Source organism: Brevundimonas sp. Marseille-Q4549 (genome assembly GCF_976940555.1).
In genome coordinates, this window is record NZ_CDRHXG010000001.1 from 276,683 (window position 1) to 297,600 (window position 20,918).

Consider the following 20,918-nt stretch of genomic DNA (forward strand, 5'->3'; position numbering starts at 1 on the left):
CCAGCCGTCGGTCCAGCCGCGCGAACAGCCGCTGGCTCAGCCCTTCGTCGCTGTCCGGTCGAACCAGGGTCAGCCGCAGCCGCCCGCCGTCCGCAACTGGGTCGCCCGCGCCTTCTGGGCGTCATTGGCCGTGGGCGCATAGCGGCGCGTGAACTCGCCCAGGGCGGCGCAGCCTTGCGTCTTGCGGTCGGTGGCGAACAGGGCGTCGGCCAGCTTCAGCGTCGTGTCCCCGGCCCAGCCGATACGCGGCCAGTCCTTCAGCGCCGTGGCGTAATAGGGCACGGCCCCGGCCTTGTCGTTGGCGGCGACGCGCAGGTCGCCCAGCCGGGCGTTGGCCTCGCGGCCCTGCGGCGTGTTGGGCCAGGTGATGGCCACCGTCTCCAGGGCGCGCACGCCGCGCGGCCGGTCGCTGGCCAGCAGGCGCACCGCCGCCGCCAGGTCCTGGCCCGCGTCGCCGGTCGGGGAATTGGCCTCGATCGGCGCGTTCAGTTCGGCCGCCGTCTCCAGCTTCTGGATGCGGTTCTCGGCGTCGACCAGGCGGGTCCGCAGGGCCGCATTGTCGCGCGTCGCCTCGTCCAGCTGGAAGGTCAGCCGCTCGTTGTCGCCGTTGATGCGACGCACCGTGGACTCAAGATCGCTCAGACGCTGGCTGATCAGGCCCATCTGACCCTGCAGGGTCACGACCTCGGGGTCCGGCTCGACCAGAACGGGCTGGCCGGCGGCGTTTCTCTGGGTCAGGGCGCGCTCCAGGCGGCGGACGTTGCGGTCCAGCTGGTCCAGCCGCCGGTTGTCCCATTCGGTCCGCTCCATGATGTTGGGCGCGGCCTGCTGGGCGACGGCGCCTCCCGCGACCAGGATCAGACCGAGCGCCGTGGCGGCGAAGGCGCGTTTGCGCGTGATCGAAAGCGTAAGCGTCATGGGCGTCTAGGTTTCACCGATTTGGGGCCGCTGCAAGGCGCCCGGCGCGTCTCAATGCCCCAGGCCCAGATAGATGATGGCCGTCACGAACAGACCGATCACGATGGTGCAGAACACCATCAGCGCCACCGTCCGCCACAGGGCCGAAAAGATCGACAGGGAATAGGCGCCCTTCATCTGGGCGAACATATGCACCGGGACCGCAAGGGCCGCCAGATTGATCACCACCAGGCCGAACGTTCCCCAGAAGGTTCCGGCGACGACCATCAGCATCAGCAGCATGGCCATGAAGGTCAGGGAATAGAGGACGAACACCCCGTGGTCGTACAGGGTGAAGCCCCGCTTCCACAGAAACAGCAGGGCCACGAACGGGATCGACAGCGGCACCAGAAGGAAGGCGAATTTGTACAGCGTCTGCTGCAGCTTGTAGAGCGCCAGGTCCGGGTTCTGCAGCTTCTTGGCGATGGTGGCGCCCAGGCCGTGGCCGCCGCTCTTGATCTCCTGACCCGCGATCTTGGCCTGCAGATGGCCGGGCTCGTCGTCGGCGTCGCCGGTCGCCATGTCCTTCAGACTGGCCTGCCAGCTGCCGGGCTTCAGCCCGTCGGCGCGCCCGTCGCGCAGCTCGGTCTCCAGCTGCGTCAGCTGCGCGCGCCGCTGGTCCACCACCATCTGCGCGGCCTGAATCGCCTGGGGCTGGGTGTTATCGGCGCGAAGTTCGTCCACCGTTCGCTGCGCCGCCTCCACGGCCGCGCGCTGCTGGGCGATCTCGTCGGCCTGTACCGCCGGCCCCTCGTGATGGGGGGCGAAGCTCAGGGCGAAGAACATCACGAACAGGGTGAACAGGAAGATCGCCAGCGGGGAAACATAGCGGGTGCGACGACCCTGGACCCACTCGCGCGTCAGCCGACCGGGGTTCAGCCACAACAGCGGCAGGGTGCGCCAGATGCGGGCGTCGAAATGCATGACCCCGTGCAGCAACTCCTCGCCGAGGTGCAGCAGGGTGCGATGCACATGGGTGGGCTGACCGCAGTTGGAACAGAAGTTTCCGCTGGTCGCGGCGCCGCAGTCGGAACAGACGCCGCCGTGCGTCTCGCCCGCCTTGCCGGTCGGCTTTTCGACGGCGCCGGCCAGAAGCCCGCCGGTGACAACCCCGCCCGCCGCTTCGATATCCATGCGGTGATCCCCCAATCCCTCGAACCGACCTTCTGCCGCCCCCGGCCCGGCGCTTCAAGCGCCGCCAACGAAAAGAGGCGCCGACCCGGGCCGGCGCCTCTCGCATCGCTATAGACGGGGTCTGACGCCTTAGCGCAGGGCGCCCGAGACGATGGCCGTGTGGGCGTTGCGATTGCGCGCCCAGGCGTCCTCGTTCGAGCCTTCGGCGATCGGCCGTTCCTTGCCGAAGCTGATGGTGTCGATCCGGCCGGCGGGGACGCCGCGGTTGATCAGATAGTTGCGCACGGCCTCGGCGCGGCGGGCGCCCAGGGCCAGATTGTATTCGCGCGTGCCGCGTTCGTCGGCGTTGCCCTCGATCCGCACCGTGACCTGCGGATAGCGCAGCAGCCACTGGGCCTGGGCGTCCAGGCGCGGCATGGCTTCGGGGCGCACCTCGATGCTGTCCAGATCGAAATAGATGCGGTCGCCGATGTTGACGACGAAGTCCTGCTCGCTGCCCGGCTGGGCGGCGCCGACCTGGCCGCCGGTGATCGGGCCGGTCGGGGCGTTGGGATAGCTGGGTCCGGTCGGCGTCGTGGCGCCGGTGTCGGTCACGCCGGAATCGACAGGGGGCTTGCGGGGGGTGCAGGCGGCCATGGCGGCGAAGGCGCAGCCGACCATCGCCAGGGTAAGGATGCGGGATGTCTTCATCGGGTCGTCTCCTGACTGTTCTTTTCCGAGGACGGCGGCCTCAAGCTTGGCCTTAATCTTAGCCTTGGGCGTTTTCTGGGCGCTAGACGCGATAACGCAGTGTTGAGCGCAAAGGCTCCCACGCTCGCAAACCTCAGTTCGGGCAGCTGTCCGCCCCCTGGTTCAGGCCCAGATTGGCGGGCGGCGCGTCCAGCAGCGGCGACCAGGCCGGGTCCGTGCCCCGCCCCGCGTAACCGGCCTGCGCCACCACCCGGCCCGAGAGATCCACGGTCCACAGCCGCGTGTCCCCGCCCGGCGTCTGACGCGCGAACATCACATAGCGGCCGTTGGGCGCCCAGCTGGGCCCCTCCTCGAAATAGCTGGACGACAGGATGCGCTCGCCCGATCCGTCGGCGTTCATCACCCCGGTGGAGAACCGCCCGCCGCCGGACTTGATGAAGGCGATCAGGTCGCCCCTGGGGCTCCACGCCGGCGCGGTGTAGGAGCCGCCCCCGCGCGAGATCGGCCGCTGGCCCGAGCCGTCTGCCCGCATGACATAGAGGCGCGCCTGTCCCGACCGGTCCGAGTTGAACACGATCTGGCTGCCGTCCGGGCTGAAGGACGGCGAGGTGTCGATGCCGGGGTCTGACGTCAGCCGGCTCAGCTGACGGCTGCGCAGGTCCATCACATAGATGTCGGTGTTGCCGTTGCGGATGATCGAGAAGGCGATCTTGGTCCCGTCATTGGAGAAGCGCGGCGCCAGCACCTGACCGTCGAACTCCCCCAGGCTTTCGCGCCGGCCGGTGGTCAGATTGTACAGATAGATGCGGCTGTAATCCTTGCCCAGCGCCACATAGGTGATCTCGTCCGGCTGGGACATGGAGAAGCGCGGCGACATGATCACCTCGTCCCCTTGCGTCAGATAGATGGGCTGGAATCCGTCCTGATCGGCGATGGTCAGGCGGTTGATGCGGTTCAGCGCCGTCCCCTCTTCCGAGACGAAGATGACGCGGGAATCGAACAGGCCCGCCTCGCCCGTCATGCGCTGATAGACGATGTCCGAGATCTTGTGCGCGATCCGGCGCCATTGCTCGGGCGTGGCCGTGAACTGATAGCTGACCAGCTGGCACTGGCGGTAGGGGTCGTAAAGCCGGAAGCCCACGTCCACCCGGTTGTCGGGCCGCGGCGTCACCGCCCCGTACAGCACCGCCTGCGCCCCGATCTGGGTCCACTGGGGGAAGTTGGGCGCATTGGCCAGGGTCAGGCCCGTCTCGATGAAGCTGGCGGGGTTCAGCGGATCGAAGAAGCCCGACCGTTTCAGATTGGCGCTGACCACGCTGGAGATGTCCGACCCGTGCTCTCCGCGGAACGGCGCGACGGCGATGGCCAGGGGCTTCAGCACGCCCTGATCCACGACCACGTCCCGCATCGGCGCGGCGTTCGCGCCGGTGGACTGGGCCTGGGCCGGCGCCTGCAGGACCAGGGGCGCGGCGATCAGCAGGGCGGCCGCCGCGGTCATTGACAGTTTCAAACGCATGGATCGCTCCCGCAGCATTAGAGACATCTTCGGCCCTTATCCCCGGACCGCGCGACAATCGCCAGCTTCACGGCGATTGGGGCGACTTTGCGGACCGGTCGTCGTTCGGCGCCCGATCATCGGTTCGCACACTGGCGCGCGGTCTCGAACCGGAACGGCACCTCCTGCGCCTGGAAGCCGCGCGGCACGTCGAACGGGGCGGTGGCGCGCAGGGCCCGCAGCATGGCGTCGGACGCCGCCCGCCAGCTGGCGTCGCTGCGCGGCTGCTCCAACCGGGGCGAACCGACGATCTGGCCGTCGGCCGTCAGGCGCACCGTCACCCGGATGACCAGGGAATCCATGCCCGGCAGGTCGCAGTTCAGGTTCCAGTTGGGCGTCACCTGGGCGCCCAGGGCGGCCAGTTGCGGCCCCGTCGCCTGGCTGGCGGTTCCCGCCCCCTGCTGGCCCGTCGCGGGGCGGCCGGTGTTCGGGGTCGGACGACGCGGTCCGGCCAGGGCGTTCAGGTCCAGGCTGGGCTCTGGCCGTTGCGGCGCCGGGCGAGCCGGCGCGGGTGTCGCCGGCCGGGGCGTGGGTTGGGCCTTGGTCGGCGGGGTCGGCACCGGCGGCTGCGGACGCGGGGGCGTGGGCTGCGGCTTGGGCGGCGTGGGACGCGGCGTCGGCGCCGGGGTCGGCGCGGGCGTGGGACGCAACGGCGGGCGCGGCGTCGGCGGCGTGGGGCGCGGCTGAGGCTGAGGTTGCGGCTGCGGCGGGGTCGGCTCGGGCGTCGGCGGAACCGGATCGGGCTGCTGGACCGGCGCGGTCGCTGCATCCTCGCGCGAGGGTTCGGGCTGCGGATTGTTCGCCGCGGCCGCCTGGACCGTCTCCTCCGACACGATGGACACGGGCACGGAGGCGACCAGCGGCGTCAGCTCTTGCGTCTTCCGGGGCCAGGAGACGAGGGCGAGCGCGACCACCCCGGCGTGCAGGGCGACGGATCCGAGGATCGCGGGGCTCGGACGGCGCAAGGGCTCAGGCCTCCGGCGCCGTGTCGGTGATCAGGTTCAGCTTGGTGAAGCCGGTCGCGCTCAGCCGCGCCATCACCCGCGCCACCGCCTGATAGGGCGCCCGGCCGTCGGCGCGCACGAAGACCGGCCGCTCGGCCGCCTTGTCGGCCCCGCCCGCCTCGGTCAGCAGCCGCTCGCTCAGGGCGTCGAACGCGGTCTCGCTGTCGCCGACGAAGATCGCCCCCTGCTGGTCGATGCTGACCGACAGGGGCTCGGACTTGATCTCGACCGCGCTGGCCTCGGTCTTGGGCAGTTCGACCGGAACCCCCACCGTCAGCAGGGGCGCCGAGATCATGAAGATGATCAGCAGCACCAGCATCACGTCCACCAGGGGCGTGACGTTGATCTCGGTCAGGGGGGCCTTGCGCCCCCGCCGCCCCCGACGACCGCCGCCGCCGCCGGATCCACCGCCCAGGGCCATGGCTCAGCCGCCCCGCTTCAGGTCGAAGCCTTCGACGGGCGGCGGGGGCGGCGGCGTCGAGGGGTTGCCCAGACGGCGCGCCACGGCCGCCTGCAGGTCGTCGGCGAACGCCTCCAGCCGGCCGGTGAACTTGCCCGCGTCGATCGAGAACTTGTTGTAGGCGATATAGGCCGGGATGGCCGCCGCCAGACCGATGGCCGTGGCGAACAGGGCTTCGGCGATGGCCGGCGCCACCGTCGTCAGATTGGTGTTGCCCGCCGCCGCGATCCGCCCGAAGGCGTTCATGATGCCCCACACCGTGCCGAACAGGCCGATGAAGGGCGAGGCGGTGGCCACCACCGACAGCACGCCCAGCCCGTTCTCGACCCGCTGGCCCTCGCGCGCGATCAGGCTGTTCAGCGCCCGGTCGATGCGGGTCATCAACAGGTCGCCCTGGTGTTCGTTCAACGGGCCCTTCTGACGCGCCTCGCGCCATTCCGACAGGGCGATGCTCAGCATGCGCGGCAGGGCGTGGTCGGGCTGTGGTCCGGCCTGAGCGGCGACGTCCTCCAGCGACCGGCCCGACTGGACCGCCTTTTCGAAATCGTCGGCCTGTTTGTTCAGCCCGGCGAAGCGCACCGCCTTGTCGATGATGACCGTCCACGACCACAGCGACGCCGCCGCCAGCCCGATCATCACCGCCTTCACCACCCAGTCGGCGGTCTGGAACAGCTGGACCGGGTTCATCATCGCGGCGTCGACAGGCGTGGTCATTCAGGCGCTCCGGGCGGAATCGGGATCGGTCACGTCCTCTTCGACCCAGCGGCCGTGACCATTGTGTGGCGTCCGGCCCGTTTAGCCCCGACCCGTCCGCCCGTCATCTGACAGGCGCGTCATAAGGGTTAACAGCGGGTTATCGTCACGCTAGTGAAGCTCGAAACCGCGACGAGCGATCCATGATTTCCGGCCCTGGCGAAGACCGTGAACGCGCATCCACGCCCGTTCCAACGCCAAACGATCTGTCCGCCTTGGTGGCCGGGCGGACCTGGCGACGCAATCTGGTGGGAGAGGCCGGGGCCGCCGTGCATCGCCTCAGCCTGGATGGCGCGGCCGATCTCTACCTCAAACACGGTACCGGAGACGTCGCGGGCGACATCGTCGACGAGGCCGCGCGCCTGCGCTGGCTGTCTTCGCACGTCACGACGCCGCAGCTCGTCTATTCCGCAGCGGACGGCGAAGAGGCATGGCTGTTGACCACCGCCCTCCCCGGCCGCACGGCCTATGAACGGATGGCCGCCGAACCGCCCCGGGCGCCCCAGTTTGCGGCTCTGATCGGCGGCTTCCTGAAGACGCTGCACGCCCTTCCCGCCGCCCAGTGCCCGTTCGACAGCGGGGCCGACCGGCGTCTGGAGCTGGCGAAGGCCCGCATGAAGGCCGGTCTGGTCGATGTCGACGATTTCGACGACGTCCACGCGGGCTGGAGCGCCGAGCAGGTCTGGGACAAGATGATCGCCCTGCGCCCCACGGTCGCCGACCCGGTCGTCACACACGGCGACTATTCGCTGGACAACATTCTGATCGCGGAGGTCCAGGTTTCCGGCTGCATCGACCTGGGCCGTCTCGGCGTCGCGGACCGCTATCAGGACCTGGCCATTGCCTGGAACTACCTGGACGAATTCAGCCCCGACGCCCAACGGGCCTTCCTCGACGCCTACGGCCTGACCAAACTGGACCAGGACAGGCTGGCCTTCCACCTGGCCCTGGACGAGTTCTTCTAGGCTCGCCCGACCGTCATTCGAAGCGCGTCATTCCGGGGCGTCCAACGGACGAACCCGGACCCGAAGGGCGGCGCGTAGCAGCCAACCCAGGAGGCGTGCGCCCGCCGTCAGATGCCTTCAGCAGCGCGATCGGGCCCCTGGCTTCCGGGTTCTTCGCTGCGCTCAGCCCCGGAATGACGAACGGAGATTTCGCCGAGAGAATGTCGACAGGTTCAGCCGTTCATTCCGACGCCGCCCGCCGGTTCGGATCGACCGCGACCGACACCGGGGCGCCGACGCTGATGATGACGCCCTCGTGGCCTTCCTTGGCGATGGAATAGGTGGCGGCGTCCTTCAGCAGTTGCTCCTCACACTGGCGGTCGCCCGGACGGCCCAGTTCGGCGCAGCCGCGCTTGGCCGCGTCGGTCCAGCCCAGCACCCGGCGCGTCGCCGCCTCGGCCCGCTTGATCGCCGCCTCGTCTTCGGCGGCGGCCTGCGCGATCAGGGCCTGGCGCGCGCCCTGCTGATATTGCAGCTCGGCCTGGCCCGCCATCTTGCGCTCCCAGACCTTGTAGTACGGACACCCCACCAGCCCGCCGCCGACCAGCAGCACGAGCAGCAGGATCGTGACGATCACCGCGCTGGCGGACATCTTGTAGGTTTCTGCGGCCATGAAGTTCCTCCCCTCGTTTCGGTGTAATCCTAAAACAACCGGCGGCTCGGACACACGCTTATTTCCGCTCATCCCGGCGAAAGCCGGGACCCAGTGCTTTGGGCGAAAGCCGCCGGGACTCAAAGGCAGGTGGTCATCCGACGCACTCGCGATGCGAAAGGTCTGGGCCCCGGCTTGCGCCGGGATGAGCGGGAGAGAGAAGGCGCTCTAGCCCCCATCCGCCAGCCAGGGCGTGACCTTCTCGATCAGCCCCTTGGACGGCCGTCGGGGCCGTCCGTCCAGATGGATGCACACCGCCGTCACCTCGGCCCGGCACAGTACCTCGCCGTCGCGCTCGACCGATTGGCGGATGATCAGCCGCACCCCCTTCACCTGCTCGTAGAGGGTGCGGACCACCAGGGCGTCGTCGATCCGCGCGGGCTTGAGATATCTGATATTTAACTCCGACACCACGAAGGCCAGCGGCTCGGCCTCTTCCAGCAGATCGGCGTGGCCCACCCCGATGGCGCGCAGGAAGTCCGACCGCCCCCGCTCGAAATAGCGCACATAGTTGGCGTGATAGACCAGCCCGGTGAAATCGGTGTCCTCGTAATAGACGCGCACCGGCAGCAGGTGGTCGCGCCCCTCGAAACGGCCGGCGGTGGGAAGATCAGGGCTCATGCCGCGACCCTAGCGCATCGCGACCGGATTCGAAGGCCCCTGCATGAAACCGGGGCAATACCGCAGGCGCAGTTCGCGAAACTCCTTGGGCAGGGGGTCGTCGCTGAACAGGATGCGGTTGGGAATGGAGACGAAGCTGACCGGTGGCCCCTCGTGGGTTCGACCGATATAGCCGCAGACCGCCCGGCGCTGGCCCGGCTCGGCGTAACGCAGCTCGGCTCCGGGTCCGGCCAGGGTGCGGATCTGGCGCGTCACCCGCGCGTCGGACGGCTCGGGCGGCGGGGCCGCGACCGGCTTCCACCGCATCCATGCCCCGACCGCGCACAGGGTCAGCACCACCGCCGCCAGGGCCAGGGTCCAACGCTGTCGCGGGGTCTGGGCGCGCATGGTCGATCAGGCCGCCGGCCCGTCCTCGATGAACTGCAACGGCGTGTCCGCCGCCGGCAGGCAGCTGCGGTCCACCGGCGCGGACGGATCGCGCAGGAAGTCACGCGCCATCCTGCGGGTGCAGGGGCTGGCGTTGATGACGCCGTGGGTGGCGTTGGTCACGATCACCACCTGGCTGCGGGAATAGCCCTTGGCCGCCGCCTCGGTCAGGGGCGGGGGACAGCCGGGATCGATCTCGGCGGCGACGAACAGGGTCGGGATGTCGGTATGGACCGGCAGGTTCTCGATGGGCGCGGCCGGGGTTTCGCCCACCGCGTCGCACACGCCGAACAGGCGCGACAGAGACGGGACCAGCACCTCGGCCACCGGATCGCCCGCCGCCCCTGCCGCCAGCCGCGCCCTGGATTCGAACGGCAGCTCTTCCTTGCACAGATGCGCCATATGCTGGCCCTCGGTGTAATAGGTGCGGTCCTCGGCGATCTCGGCGACCGGGTTCAGGTTCCCGGCGATGATCGCCTCCAGATCGGCCGGCAGCCGCCGCACCCCCGTCGCGCTATAGCTCGTGTCCATCAGGAAGGCCGACAGGTCGTCGACGGTGAAGGTCCGTCCGTCCTTGCCCGTGACCGGCCCGGCCAGCCATTTGCGCGCCTCGGCCTCGAACCGCGCCTGAAGGTCGGGATGCCGCGCCGCGCAGGCGGCCTGGGCCTGACATTTGGCCAGGATCAGCCGCACCGCCGCCGACACCTGTTCCGGCGTGCCGACAGCCCAGGCGCCCTCGGGCGGCCAGGGACTGTCCATCACCGCCGCCCGCACGATCTGCGGCTGGTGGGTGATCACCGCCGCCTCGATGCGCGGCCCGTAGGAGCCGCCCCACAGGTCGATCTTGTCGTAACCCAGCACCTGGGCCAGGTCGCGCACGTCGTCGGCGATGACGGCGGCGTTGTACTGGTTCAGGTCGATCCCCTTGGCCTGATAGGCTTTCAGACACGCGATCAGCCCGTCGCGGTCGGCGTCGGACGGCGGCCCCGCATCGGTCAGTTGCACCCCCGGACAGTCCATCGACGGATCGCCCCGCCCGCCCCCGCGTTGGTCGAACAGGACCAGGTCCTGGTCCACCGCCATCAGCTCGGGCCGCCGCGACAGCGCCTGCAGAATATTTCCCGCGCCGGGCGTCAGATCCCCGCCCGGCCCGCCGTGGAACATGAACACCGGAGGCAGCGCCTGCCCCGAGGCGTCGCGATAGGGCTGGCTGGCCTTCAGCACCACCACCGCCACGCCGATGCGCCGGTCGCCGGCCGTCCCGCGCGCCTCGTCGACCGTCAGGGTTCCGCACGTCGTCTTGCGCAAGTCGGTCGGCCAGTCGGCCGGACAGGGCTGTTCGGTGAAGACCGGCGCCGCCGCGCGGGCCGGGTTCGCCGCCGCCAGACCGCCCCACAAGCCAAGGCTTAGAACCAATGCCGCGACAGGACGAAAGATCATGGGGCGCGCTCCGATGCCGCGCCAGCAAACGCCGATCCGCCCCGGCTTGGCAACGCCTATTCGAACAGGTCGCCCGGCAGGGGGCCGGCGGACGGCGGCGGCGGCGCGCTCAGCCCCAGATGGGCGTAGGCCTTGGCGCAGGCGACGCGGCCGCGCGGGGTGCGCATGATGAACCCCTGCTGCAGCAGATAGGGTTCGATCACGTCCTCGACCGCATCGCGCGCCTCGGCGATGGCGGCGGCCAAAGTGTCCATCCCTACCGGCCCCCCGCCATAGTTTTCGATCAGCGCCTTCAGGAACCGCCGGTCCAGGCTGTCCAGACCGGATTCGTCCACCTCCAGCCGCGACAGCGCCCGCGCCGAAACCGCCCGGGTGATGGTCTCGCAGCTGTCGGCGTCGGCGAAATCGCGCACCCGGCGAAGCAGCCGCCCGGCGATGCGCGGCGTGCCCCGCGCCCGGCGCGCGATCTCCAGCGCCCCGCCCTCGTCGATGCCCGCGCCCATCTTGCGCGCCGTGCCCCGCACCACGGCGGTCAGCTCCTCCGGCGTATAGAACTCCAGCCTCAGCGGAATGCCGAACCGGTCCCTCAGCGGCGTCGCCAGAAGGCCCGCCCGCGTCGTGGCCCCGACCAGGGTGAAGGGCGCCAGGTCGATCCGCACCGACCGCGCCGAAGGCCCCTCGCCGATGATCAGGTCCAGCACATGGTCCTCCATGGCCGGATACAGGATCTCCTCGACCTGGGGGCTCAGGCGATGGATCTCGTCGATGAACAGGACGTCGCGCGGTTCCAGATTGGTCAGGATCGCCGCCAGATCGCCCGCCTTGGCCAGGATCGGCCCGGAGGTCGCCCGGAACCCGACCCCCAGTTCGCGCGCCACGATCTGCGCCAGCGTGGTCTTGCCCAGCCCCGGCGGCCCGAACAGCAGCACATGATCCAGCGCCTCGCCCCGCCCCCGCGCCGCATCGATAAAGACCTTCAGATTGCCCTTGGCCTGCGACTGCCCCACGAATTCGGACAGGGTCTGCGGCCGCAACGCGCGGTCGAAGGCTTCGCCCGTTTCCGCCTCGGGGGAGATGATGCGGGTCATAGGGAAGTCCAGACGTGAATCGTGAATCGTGAGACGTGAATCATGGTCGTCGAAGACTTCACCCCTGACTCACGAATAACGATTCCCCGCTCACGCCCCCTCACCGCCCCAACTCCTGCAGCGCCGCCCGGATCACCGCCGACAGTTCCGCCTCGTCGCCCAGCCGGATCAACGCCTGATCCACGGCCCGGCGCGCATTGACCTCGGCGACGCCCAGCCCAAGCAGGGCGGACGCCGCCTCGCCCGTAATGGACGGAACGGGCGGTGCGATCTCGACATGCATGCCGGGCGCGACAGGCGCAAAACTGACGTCGCCCAAGGGCTTGCCCTTCAGTTCGGTGACGATCCGCAGCGCCAGTTTCGGCCCCACGCCGTTGGCCCGCGCCACCGCCGCCTTGTCCTCGCGCGCCACCGCCGACGCCAGTTCGCCGGGCGGCAGCACGTCCAGCACCGCCAGCGCCGCCTTGGGCCCCACGCCCTGAATGGCCAGAAGGGTCGTGAACGCCCGCCGCTCGTCGCGCGCCAGAAAGCCGTACAGGCGCGGCCCCCCGTCCTCGCTCCATTGCGAATGGATATGCAGCGTCGCCTCGTCGCCCGGCGCCGGCAACCGCCCCAGCGTCCGCGCCCCGCACGACGCCACATAGCCCACGCCGCCGCAGTCGATCAGGCAGTCCGCCTCGCCCACCTCGGCCAGCACCCCTCTCAGCCGACCGATCACGCCGCACCCCGCGTCATGGCTTCAAGCAGGGATCGTTTCCGCAGTTGCGCATGGGTGATCGCCACGGCCAGGGCGTCCGCCGCATCGGCCTTCACTTCGCCGGCCGTCGGCAGCAGCCGTTTGACCATGAAGGCGATCTGGCTCTTGTCCGCATGGCCCGCCCCGACCACCGCCTTCTTGATCAGGTTCGGCGAATATTCCGCCACCGCCAGCCCCGCCTTGGCCGGCGCCAGCATCACCGCCGCCCGCGCATGCCCCAGCTTCAGGGTCGAGGACGGGTTCACATTGACGAACACCTCCTCCACCGCCGCCTCCTCGCAGCCGTGGTCGGCGCAGATCGCCGCCACATGATCCAGCAGATGCACCAGACGCTCGGCGAAGGGCGCGGTCTCGGGCGGCGTCACCACCCCGTGCGCGATCCAGCGCAGCCGCGCGCCCTCGGCCGCGATCACGCCCCAGCCGGTGCGCCTCAGACCGGGGTCCAGGCCGATGATTCTGATCGGTTCGTTCGCCATCCGTTCCCCTCATGCCGCAAAGAGGGTTAGCGGGCAATGAACGGTTTCAGTCGGCGAAGGCGGCCGGCGGTTCAGCCGTGCTTTTCGATGTAGGTTTCGGGGTCCTTGTTCACCGGCTTGACGCCGGTGATGTGCTCGGCCTCGAAGGCGGCGAACTTGACCGCCAGGGCGTGGCGCATGTCGATGTCGGCGTTCATGCGGAAGTCGGTCAGCCCCTGCCGTTCCTCCTCGCCCATATGTTTGGAGTTGACCACATTGGCCTCGCCCACCGCATCGAACCAGGCCTTGGTCCCGACCTGGTGCTTCGCCACGGCCTTGACCGCGTTTCTCAGCTTGTTGTGATCCTCGATGGCGTCCTCGGTCTCGCCCTCGACCGTGCCGTCCTCGGCGTCGTTGGCGCCGTCGCCCTGTTTCAGCAGTTCGGGATAGAAGAACCGCTCCTCGGCCTCGGCGTGCACATCCAGGAACGCCGACAACCGCGACCAGACGGCGCTCAGCGCATCGGTGTCCTTCGGGTCGATCTGTTCGATGATCGCGAACAGCCGACGCTGTTCGGCATGGTCGTCGAGGATCAGCTGGGTGATGTCCATAGGGGGCTCCAGGCGTAACGGTGAAGCCTCGTTACGCCCGGCGCACGACCCGGTTCCGTGCGAACGACTCGCGTGGCCCGTCGTCTTGGCGAACATCGGTCTGCGTGACATCCTCCGTCGGAAGCTGGGGGAAGACAGATGCCGTATCGTCATGCCGCATGGGCCATGCTGCTGCTGGCGCCAGTCGTACTGCTGGCCTTCTGGCCGGCCTATTTCGGCGTCTTGCCGTCCGCCTCCTTCGCCTTCCATGCCCACGGCATGACGGCGACGGTCTGGCTGGCCCTGATCGGCTTTCAGAGCTGGAGCGCACACCGCGCGGATCGTCGCCTGCATCGCGCGGCGGGTCTGGCCGTGTTCGCCGTCGTGCCCCTGTTCGCCGGCGCGGCCGTCCTTGTGCTGCACAGTATGGCGACCAAGTTCGCGCTGAAGACCGATCCCTTCTACGCCGCCCTGGGCGCCCGGCTGGGACTGCACGACATCCTCTCGACCATCGCCCTGGTCGGCTTCGTGTCTGTCGCCATGGCGCGACGCCGCAACATCGCCGTCCACGCGGCCTGCCTGCTCTCGACGGCGATCCTGGTGCTGCCGCCGGTGATCGCTCGCCTGCCGATCCCACGCTTCTTCCATTCGGGCGAACTGATCGCCATCGCCCTGGCGCTTGCAGCCGCCTGGGTCGAACCCCGCGGGCGCTGGCCCTTCCTGGCCGTCGCCGCGATCATGGTGGTCCATATCCTGCTGTTCGAGACCATCGCGGCCTCGACGGCCTGGGCGCAGATCGTGGTGGGCTTCAGCACGCTGCCCGTCGCCCCCTTCGCCCTGGCCGCGATGGCGGCGGCGCTGGCGGCGCTCGTTCTGGCGTGGAGACGCGTTCCGCCGCGTCGCTCGCCGGTTCGGCCGTCAAGGCCGACGGCCGAACCCGCCTGACGTCAGCCCGCGTATTTGGCCGCGTCCTCGTCGGACACGTCCTCGTTGGAATAGACCGCCGACACGTCGTCCTCGGCGTCCAGCGCGTCCAGCAGCTTGAACAGCGTCCCCACGGCCTCGCCCGTGACCGGCACCTCGGACTGCGGCTTCCAGACGATGGCGGTGGACTTGGGGTCGCCCAGCACCTTGGACATGGCCTCCGCCACCTCGTTCAGGTCCTCGAAGGCGGTCCAGATGGTGTGGCCCGGCGCGTCCTCGTAGATGTCGGGCTTGACCAGGTCGCTCTCGACGTCTTGGGCGCCGGCCTCGATGGCGGCCTCCATCACGGCGTCTTCCGAACCGGCCTCGGCGGCGTAGACGATCTTGCCCACCTTGTCCCACATGAAGGCGACCGAGTTCATCTCGCCCAGCGCGCCGCCGTTCTTCTTGAAGGCCGTGCCGATGTTGGACGCCGCGCGGTTGCGGTTGTCTGTCAGGGCCTCGACGATGATGCCCACGCCGCCCGGACCCCGGCCCTCGTAGCGGACCTCTTCCATCGTATCGACGTCGCCGCCGGCGGCCTTGTTGATGGCGCGCTGGATCACGTCCTTGGGCAGGCTTTCGGCCTTGGCGTTGTTGACCGCCAGGCGCAGGCGCGGGTTGGCGGCCGGATCGGGCAGGCCCGACTTGGCGGCGACGGTGATGTCGCGCGACAATTTGGAGAACAGCTTGGAGCGCTGCGCGTCGGCGCGCCCCTTGCGGTGCATGATGTTCTTGAATTTCGAGTGGCCGGCCATGGGATCGTCTTCGAGAGTCTGAAACCTGAGGCGCGCGTCCTAGCCGATGCGCGGCGGGCTGTCACGATCCGCCAAAGCGGTGGCCGCCCGAGCTTTGGCCGCCGCGGGGGTGGAACCGCGACGCTTTGCGGGTATTGATCCTGAACCAGAGTATGGGAGCCCCGCCATGACCGCCGACGACACCATCTACGAAGCCGAAGGCTATATGGATGAAGACCTGCACGAGGCCGACATCGTCGAATGGTACGAAGCCCGCCCCGTCACCGTGCCCACGGCCGTCGCCGCCGGCGCCGTCGTCACCGCCTTCGCCCTGGGCGCCCTCACCGCCGTCGGCGTCCTGTTCCTGACCGGCCGCCTGGACGATTGAGGGCCCGGATCCAGCTCATAGGCCACGACGAGTAACCGTTCGGACGGCTGACAGACCAGAAGCCCGGCGGACTCGCCGCTGCACTCGGGCTGCCTGATACGCCGCCCGCTTCAGGCGGATGTCAGCAAGGTCCGCAACGTGTCGATGTCAGGCCGGGGCTTCGACACCACGATCAGCACACGGGCGTTGCCGTGGGCGAAGTCGAGAAGTTCACCGATCATGGCTCGGCTAGAGCGCGCCGGTCAGGCATGACAAGGCGCGCAGGCGTCAGGTGGGCCTGACCCGACTTAGCGACGGCGAAAAGGGTAGCTGACCAACAGTACAATCACCCCAAATGCCAAGGTGAGCGTGCCAGTCTGGAGATAGTCTGCAGGAGGTGGGCCGAAGCGACGGTACGGCAATAGCGTGATCAGTCCAGCAACGATCGCCAGCGTCCCGGTAGTCCAGACGGACAAGAACAACCAATGCTGTTTTGGGCCAAGCGGCCTTCGAGGTCCGAACGGTAACGGCATCAGCAACGCGTCTGCAGATTATCGGCTATTATAGCTGCATTACAGTTTGAAGTGACGCAAGCATGTCCGCAATGGCTCGAAATCGGCCAGTGCCTCCGACGCGGAGAGCAAACTAGCCCTCCATCCCCGACAACGAAGTCGAAGCGTACCGCAGGACATACGGCTTAACCGGTGGTTTGCCCTCGGGGATCGCGTCCCCGAAAAATGCGACATAACAATCGTAGGCGCTGATTTCCGGGTCGAACCAGCAGTGCACGACGACCCCGTCCTCCCACGTGTTATCGCCCATGTTAGTCCTCCGGACGGGCGTTCCGGGTTCGAGATAGCGATCCATTTTTCCATCGTCGCGGAGCTTATGCAGGGTCCAACGGGTCGAGAATGGATGGGGACGCGCGCCCAAACCAACCTTGCATCTTCATCCCCCTCACCCCGCCTTCAGGTTCTCCACCACCGCCCTCAACTTCGCGGGCAGGGGCTTGGGCCGTCGGGTTTCGGCGTCGACATAGACGTGGACGAAATGGCCGATGGCGGCGGGGACATCGACGCCGCGCTTGAAGACCGCAAAGCCGTAGGTGACGCTGGAGGTGCCGATCCTGTCGACCTTGATCCCCACCTCGATCACGTCCGGGAACTTCAGCGCCGAGGTGTAGCGGCAGCCGGAATCGACCACCAGGCCGATGGATTCCTTCAGGGCGTCTGCGATCAGCAGGTGGGCGTTCACCGCCGAGTCCACGAACTCGTAGAATTTGGCGTTGTTGATATGGCCGTACTGGTCGTTGTCGGCCCAGCGCGTGGAGACCATGTGGTAGGCCTTGTAGGTCGCGCGTTCGGCCAGCGGCCCTTCTTCCCTCTTGGGCATCGGTCGTCTCTCCCTGGCGACGTCTGATCGGTCGCTTCGAACGACGACGCTCTAGCTTGGACGACGCGGCGTCAAGCGCCTATCGGTAGAGGTCCGATCACGAACGCGCTGGCCGCAGCGCCGCTCCGGGAGACGCCGATGTCCTTCACGACCCGCGCCGCCGTCCTGTCCCGCACGGGCGCCGCCCGCCCCTATGCCGACAGCCGCCCGCTGTCGGTCGAAACCGTGACCCTGGACCCGCCCGGCCCCGGCGAGGTCCGGGTCGCGATCAGGGCCGCCGGCCTGTGCCATTCGGACCTTTCGGTCATCAACGGCGACCGCCCCCGCCCCCTGCCCATGGCCATGGGGCACGAGGCGGCGGGCGTGGTCGAGGCGCTGGGAGACGGCGTCACGGACCTGAACATCGGCGACCACGTCGTCATGGTCTTCATGCCGTCCTGCGGCCATTGCGACCCGTGCGCGGGCGGCCGTCCCGCCCTGTGCGAGCCGGGCGCCGCCGCCAACGGCCGGGGCGAGCTTCTGTCCGGCGCCCGCCGCATCTTCCGCGAGGGCGAGCCCGTCAACCACCACCTCGGCTGTTCCGCCTTCGCCGCCCACGCCGTCGTCTCGCGCCGCTCGCTGGTCAGGATCGACCCGGACCTGTCGTTCGAGGAGGCGGCCCTGTTCGGCTGCGCGGTCCTGACCGGCGTCGGGGCCGTGGTGAACACCGCAGGCGTCAGGGCGGGCCAGAGCGTGGTCGTCGTCGGCCTGGGCGGCGTCGGTCTGGCCAGCGTTCTCGGCGCCCTGGCCTCGGGCGCCTCGCCCGTCGTCGCCGTCGATCTGTCCGAGGACAAGCTGGCCCTGGCCCGCACCCTGGGGCCGGTCCAGACCGTCGACGCCGCCGACCCCGATGCGGTCGATCAGGTCCGCGCCCTGACCCATGGCGGCGCCGACTTCGCCTTCGAAATGGCCGGTTCGGTGCGCGCCCTGGAGGCCGCCTGGGCGATGACCCGGCGCGGGGGAACCACCGTCACCGCCGGCCTGCCCCCGCCCGATGCGGCGCTCGCCGTCAACGTCGTCTCCCTGGTCGGCGAGGAGCGCACGCTGAAGGGCTCCTACATCGGAACCTGCGTCCCCAGCCGCGACATCCCCCGCTACGTCGCCCTGTATCGTCAGGGCCGCCTGCCCGTCGATCGCCTGATGAGCGGCGTCATTCCCCTGGACGACATCAACGCCGGCTTCGACCGCCTCCACGCCGGCGAGGTGGTGCGGCTGATCGTGCGGCCCTAGGCTTCACAACAGTCAGCCTCCGCCATTCCGGGACACCGCAGGACGAACCCGGAATGACGAAGGAGAAGCGCCTTAGTTCGCCGCCGCCCTCGGCGGCGCGTTCTTCACATACTGGTCCAGCCAGCGGGTCATTTCCCACAGCGTATGGCCCACCGATTCCCGCGCGCGGTATCCGTGCGCCTCCAGCGGCAGGGTGACGTAGCGCGCCGTCGCCCCCAGCCCCTTCAGCGCCGCATAGAACCGCTCGGACTGCACCGGGAAGGTGCCGGAGTTGTCGTCCGCCTCGCCGTGGATCAGCAGGATCGGCTCGTTCATCCGGTTGGCGTAGGTGAAAGGCGACATCTCGGTATAGACCTCGGTCGCCTCCCAATAGTTCCTCTGCTCGGACTGGAAGCCGAACGGCGTCAGGGTCCGGTTATAGGCCCCCGACCGCGCGATCCCGGTGCGGAACAGATCGGTGTGGACCAGCAGGTTCGCGGTCATGAAGGCGCCGTAGCTGTGGCCCCCCACCGCGATCCGGTCGCGGTCGGCCACCCCCATCCGCACCACCGCGTCCACGGCCGCCTGGGCGTCGGCGGTCAGCTGCTGCACATAGGTGTCGTTCGGCTCGGCCCCGTCCTTGCCGATTATGGGCATGGAGGGGTTGTCGAAGATGGCGTAGCCCTGGGTCAGCAGGAACAGGTGGCTGGACCCGCCCGGCCGCACGAAGCGGTTCTGCACATCCACCGTCTGGCCCGCCACCGCCGCATCGGTGAACTCGGCCGGATAGGCCCACATCAGCATCGGCAGCGGCCCGTCGCGGTCCTTGTCGTAGCCGGCGGGCAGATACAGCGTCCCCGACAGCTTGACCCCGTCGGCCCGCTCATAGGTCACGAGCTGGCGCGTCGCCCCGGCCAGCTGCGGCGCCGGATCGGGGAAGTTCGTCAGTCGCGTCGTCTGGCCCGTCGTCAGGTCGCGGATCTGCAGGTTCGGCGGGTCCAGCCGCGTCTCGCGCTGCGTCACCACCCGCTTGCCGTCCGCATCCAGGAAACCGACCACGAACTCATAGTCCGTATCGGCCGAGGTCCACAGGCGCTCGCTGCGGCCCGTCGCCGGGTCCAGGGCGGCCAGGAAGGGGAACTCGCCCTGCGGCGTGGCGCCGGCCCCCTGCATCAGAATCTTGCCGTCGGGGGTAAAGCGTATGGTCGACCGCCCCGCAGCGTTCGGCTGCGTCACCGGCTGGCCCGGATTGTCGTAGCGCGCCTGATAGTTCCGCTCCAGCAGCACCCGCCCCTGGCCGGGGTTGGACGGATCGACCACGAAGCGCGTCTCGTGCCGGGTGTTGAACCAGCGGCTGTTGACGATGGCCAGGTCGTCCTTGCCCCACACGACGCCGCCGAACCGCTCCTTCAGGTCGATCAGCTTGACCGGCTCGCCCGTGAACGGCGCCGCCTGCATGAAGACCCGGTCCCGGAACTCGGCCGCGCGCCGGATGTCGCCGCCGTCCAGCGCCTCGACCCAGGTCAGGGTCGCCGGCGCATCGGCCCGCCAGCCCACCGAGCGCGGCCCCGGCGCCACGGCGTCGAAGGCCGTCGGCACGTCGTCGCGCAGAGGCAGGTCGGCGACGGTTTTCACCACCCGCCCGGTCATGTCCGTCACCTTGATCTCGGTCGGGAACAGGTCGTCGGGCACCGCATAACTATAGGGCCGCTTGGCGATCTCGTTCAGGATGTATTTGCCGTCGGGCGACACCGCCACGTCCAGATAGACCGCCGGCGTCCCGATCGTCCGCGCACGGCCGTTCAACGGAACCAGCGTCAGCTGCGACGTGAAATAATGGTCGAACAGGGCCTCGTCGCCGGGGTTCGACAACAGGTCCTGATAGGTGCGAACCGGCGCGACCCGGCCGGCCGTCTCCTCGATGTTCGGTCCCGTCGGCGCCGCCGTCACGTCCGGCGCCGGCCCGCGTCCCGCCGGAACCGCCTCGACCAGCAGGCCCGAACTGTCGGGCAGCCACTCATAGCCCGTGCCGCCCGTCATATTGACCACCGGCTCGGTCAGCTTGCGCGCCCGCGCCGAGGCCACGTCCACCACCCACAGCTCCAGCCCCGTCGGCCGGTCCAGCACGAAGGCCAGAGACTTGGCATCGGGCGAAAAGCGCGCCGCCGTGAACCGCGCGCCCGCCGGCAGGGCCACCACGCGCGCCGGTCCGCCATCCACCGCCTGCAGGCTCAACCTCGTCAGCCACGAGACCCGGCTCTCGGCCGCGCCGTTGTTCCGGGGGTTGATCCGCGTCCCCGCCAGCCGCAGCATCGGCTCGGCCAGCGCCTTGATGCTGGGCAGGTTCGACCGATCCATCAGCACCAGCGTCCGCCGATCCGGGCTCAGCATCGACGACGGCGTCGGCTTGGCGTCCAATATGTCCGCAATCGGCTGGGGCGGCTGCTGATAGACCATCGGCCCGGCGGCCGGCGCCGCGGTCTGGGCCAGAGCCGCACCGGCCACGCCGCTCAGCAACACCGCCGCCAGAACCAGCCCGGCCCCACGTCCACGCATCATCATCGCCTGAAGTCCCCACAAATCCCGAACCCCAGACCTAACTCCGCCCACGCGCTCCTGCCAACC

The 20,918-nt window shown here is 69.1% G+C and carries 22 protein-coding genes; 4 read left to right on the forward strand and 18 right to left on the reverse strand.

Annotation, left to right across the window (positions count from 1 at the left end; translation table 11 throughout):
• Positions 1–69 precede the first annotated feature (69 nt).
• The 7 genes from ACWPV3_RS01480 to tolQ form a co-directional block, all read right to left on the reverse strand.
• Positions 70–918 carry a tol-pal system protein gene (locus ACWPV3_RS01480; protein ID WP_453976556.1) on the reverse strand — a complete coding sequence of 283 codons (849 nt, stop codon included), beginning with the start codon at positions 916–918 and terminating at the stop codon, positions 70–72.
• Positions 919–969: 51 nt separating this feature from the next.
• Positions 970–2,091 (reverse strand): DUF3667 domain-containing protein, encoded by a 1,122-nt coding sequence (locus tag ACWPV3_RS01485; protein ID WP_453976557.1) that lies wholly within the window; start codon positions 2,089–2,091, stop codon positions 970–972.
• Between the two features lie 129 nt (positions 2,092–2,220).
• Positions 2,221–2,781 carry a peptidoglycan-associated lipoprotein Pal gene (gene pal / locus ACWPV3_RS01490; protein ID WP_453976558.1) on the reverse strand — a complete coding sequence of 187 codons (561 nt, stop codon included), beginning with the start codon at positions 2,779–2,781 and terminating at the stop codon, positions 2,221–2,223.
• Between the two features lie 133 nt (positions 2,782–2,914).
• Positions 2,915–4,297 (reverse strand): Tol-Pal system beta propeller repeat protein TolB, encoded by a 1,383-nt coding sequence (tolB, locus tag ACWPV3_RS01495; protein WP_453976559.1) that lies wholly within the window; start codon positions 4,295–4,297, stop codon positions 2,915–2,917.
• A gap of 116 nt (positions 4,298–4,413) precedes the next feature.
• Positions 4,414–5,301: a hypothetical protein gene (locus ACWPV3_RS01500; protein ID WP_453976560.1), complete on the reverse strand. Its 888-nt coding sequence runs from the start codon at positions 5,299–5,301 to the stop codon at positions 4,414–4,416.
• A 4-nt stretch (positions 5,302–5,305) separates the two neighbouring features.
• Positions 5,306–5,761: an ExbD/TolR family protein gene (locus ACWPV3_RS01505; RefSeq protein ID WP_453976561.1), complete on the reverse strand. Its 456-nt coding sequence runs from the start codon at positions 5,759–5,761 to the stop codon at positions 5,306–5,308.
• A 3-nt stretch (positions 5,762–5,764) separates the two neighbouring features.
• Complete coding sequence (gene tolQ, locus ACWPV3_RS01510) at positions 5,765–6,514, reverse strand: protein TolQ (protein WP_453976562.1); 750 nt, start codon at positions 6,512–6,514, stop codon at positions 5,765–5,767.
• 182 nt (positions 6,515–6,696) lie between these two features.
• Here tolQ and ACWPV3_RS01515 point away from each other — a divergent pair, with 182 nt between their 5' ends.
• Complete coding sequence (locus ACWPV3_RS01515) at positions 6,697–7,518, forward strand: APH(3') family aminoglycoside O-phosphotransferase (RefSeq protein ID WP_453976563.1); 822 nt, start codon at positions 6,697–6,699, stop codon at positions 7,516–7,518.
• 220 nt (positions 7,519–7,738) lie between these two features.
• Here ACWPV3_RS01515 and ACWPV3_RS01520 read toward each other — a convergent pair whose 3' ends face one another.
• From ACWPV3_RS01520 to ACWPV3_RS01555, 8 genes are all read right to left on the reverse strand, one after another.
• A complete protein-coding gene (locus ACWPV3_RS01520) occupies positions 7,739–8,170 on the reverse strand; it encodes a hypothetical protein (protein WP_453976564.1) in 432 nt (143 codons plus the stop codon).
• 207 nt (positions 8,171–8,377) lie between these two features.
• Positions 8,378–8,830, reverse strand: coding sequence for a tol-pal system-associated acyl-CoA thioesterase (gene ybgC / locus ACWPV3_RS01525; RefSeq protein ID WP_453976565.1), 453 nt, complete (start codon positions 8,828–8,830; stop codon positions 8,378–8,380).
• Positions 8,831–8,839: 9 nt separating this feature from the next.
• Positions 8,840–9,217, reverse strand: coding sequence for a hypothetical protein (locus tag ACWPV3_RS01530; RefSeq protein WP_453976566.1), 378 nt, complete (start codon positions 9,215–9,217; stop codon positions 8,840–8,842).
• 6 nt (positions 9,218–9,223) lie between these two features.
• The gene (locus tag ACWPV3_RS01535) at positions 9,224–10,696 is read right to left on the reverse strand and encodes an alpha/beta fold hydrolase (RefSeq protein WP_453976567.1); all 1,473 of its coding nucleotides are present in this window, start codon (positions 10,694–10,696) and stop codon (positions 9,224–9,226) included.
• A 56-nt stretch (positions 10,697–10,752) separates the two neighbouring features.
• Complete coding sequence (gene ruvB, locus ACWPV3_RS01540; protein ID WP_453976568.1) at positions 10,753–11,784, reverse strand: Holliday junction branch migration DNA helicase RuvB; 1,032 nt, start codon at positions 11,782–11,784, stop codon at positions 10,753–10,755.
• Between the two features lie 100 nt (positions 11,785–11,884).
• On the reverse strand, positions 11,885–12,502 hold the full coding sequence (gene ruvA / locus ACWPV3_RS01545; protein ID WP_453976569.1) for a Holliday junction branch migration protein RuvA: 618 nt from the start codon (positions 12,500–12,502) through the stop codon (positions 11,885–11,887).
• The gene (gene ruvC, locus ACWPV3_RS01550; RefSeq protein WP_453976570.1) at positions 12,499–13,017 is read right to left on the reverse strand and encodes a crossover junction endodeoxyribonuclease RuvC; all 519 of its coding nucleotides are present in this window, start codon (positions 13,015–13,017) and stop codon (positions 12,499–12,501) included. The genes ruvA and ruvC overlap by 4 nt, the downstream gene beginning before the upstream one ends.
• Positions 13,018–13,088: 71 nt before the next feature.
• Positions 13,089–13,607 carry a hemerythrin domain-containing protein gene (locus ACWPV3_RS01555; protein ID WP_453976571.1) on the reverse strand — a complete coding sequence of 173 codons (519 nt, stop codon included), beginning with the start codon at positions 13,605–13,607 and terminating at the stop codon, positions 13,089–13,091.
• A 138-nt stretch (positions 13,608–13,745) separates the two neighbouring features.
• On the opposite strand from ACWPV3_RS01555, the gene ACWPV3_RS01560 reads away from it, so the two are divergent.
• Positions 13,746–14,531 (forward strand): hypothetical protein, encoded by a 786-nt coding sequence (locus ACWPV3_RS01560; RefSeq protein ID WP_453976572.1) that lies wholly within the window; start codon positions 13,746–13,748, stop codon positions 14,529–14,531.
• 2 nt (positions 14,532–14,533) lie between these two features.
• Here ACWPV3_RS01560 and ACWPV3_RS01565 read toward each other — a convergent pair whose 3' ends face one another.
• A complete protein-coding gene (locus ACWPV3_RS01565; protein ID WP_453976573.1) occupies positions 14,534–15,307 on the reverse strand; it encodes a YebC/PmpR family DNA-binding transcriptional regulator in 774 nt (257 codons plus the stop codon).
• A 166-nt stretch (positions 15,308–15,473) separates the two neighbouring features.
• On the opposite strand from ACWPV3_RS01565, the gene ACWPV3_RS01570 reads away from it, so the two are divergent.
• On the forward strand, positions 15,474–15,674 hold the full coding sequence (locus ACWPV3_RS01570) for a hypothetical protein (protein WP_292086996.1): 201 nt from the start codon (positions 15,474–15,476) through the stop codon (positions 15,672–15,674).
• 936 nt (positions 15,675–16,610) lie between these two features.
• Here the strand turns inward: ACWPV3_RS01570 and ACWPV3_RS01575 are convergent.
• Positions 16,611–17,045 (reverse strand): acyl-CoA thioesterase, encoded by a 435-nt coding sequence (locus ACWPV3_RS01575; protein WP_453976574.1) that lies wholly within the window; start codon positions 17,043–17,045, stop codon positions 16,611–16,613.
• 138 nt (positions 17,046–17,183) lie between these two features.
• Between ACWPV3_RS01575 and ACWPV3_RS01580 the strand changes: the two genes are divergently transcribed.
• Positions 17,184–18,314: a zinc-dependent alcohol dehydrogenase family protein gene (locus ACWPV3_RS01580; RefSeq protein ID WP_453976575.1), complete on the forward strand. Its 1,131-nt coding sequence runs from the start codon at positions 17,184–17,186 to the stop codon at positions 18,312–18,314.
• 72 nt (positions 18,315–18,386) lie between these two features.
• On the opposite strand, the gene ACWPV3_RS01585 is transcribed toward ACWPV3_RS01580, so the two are convergent.
• On the reverse strand, positions 18,387–20,855 hold the full coding sequence (locus ACWPV3_RS01585) for a prolyl oligopeptidase family serine peptidase (protein WP_453976576.1): 2,469 nt from the start codon (positions 20,853–20,855) through the stop codon (positions 18,387–18,389).
• Between the last annotated feature and the right edge of the window lie 63 nt (positions 20,856–20,918).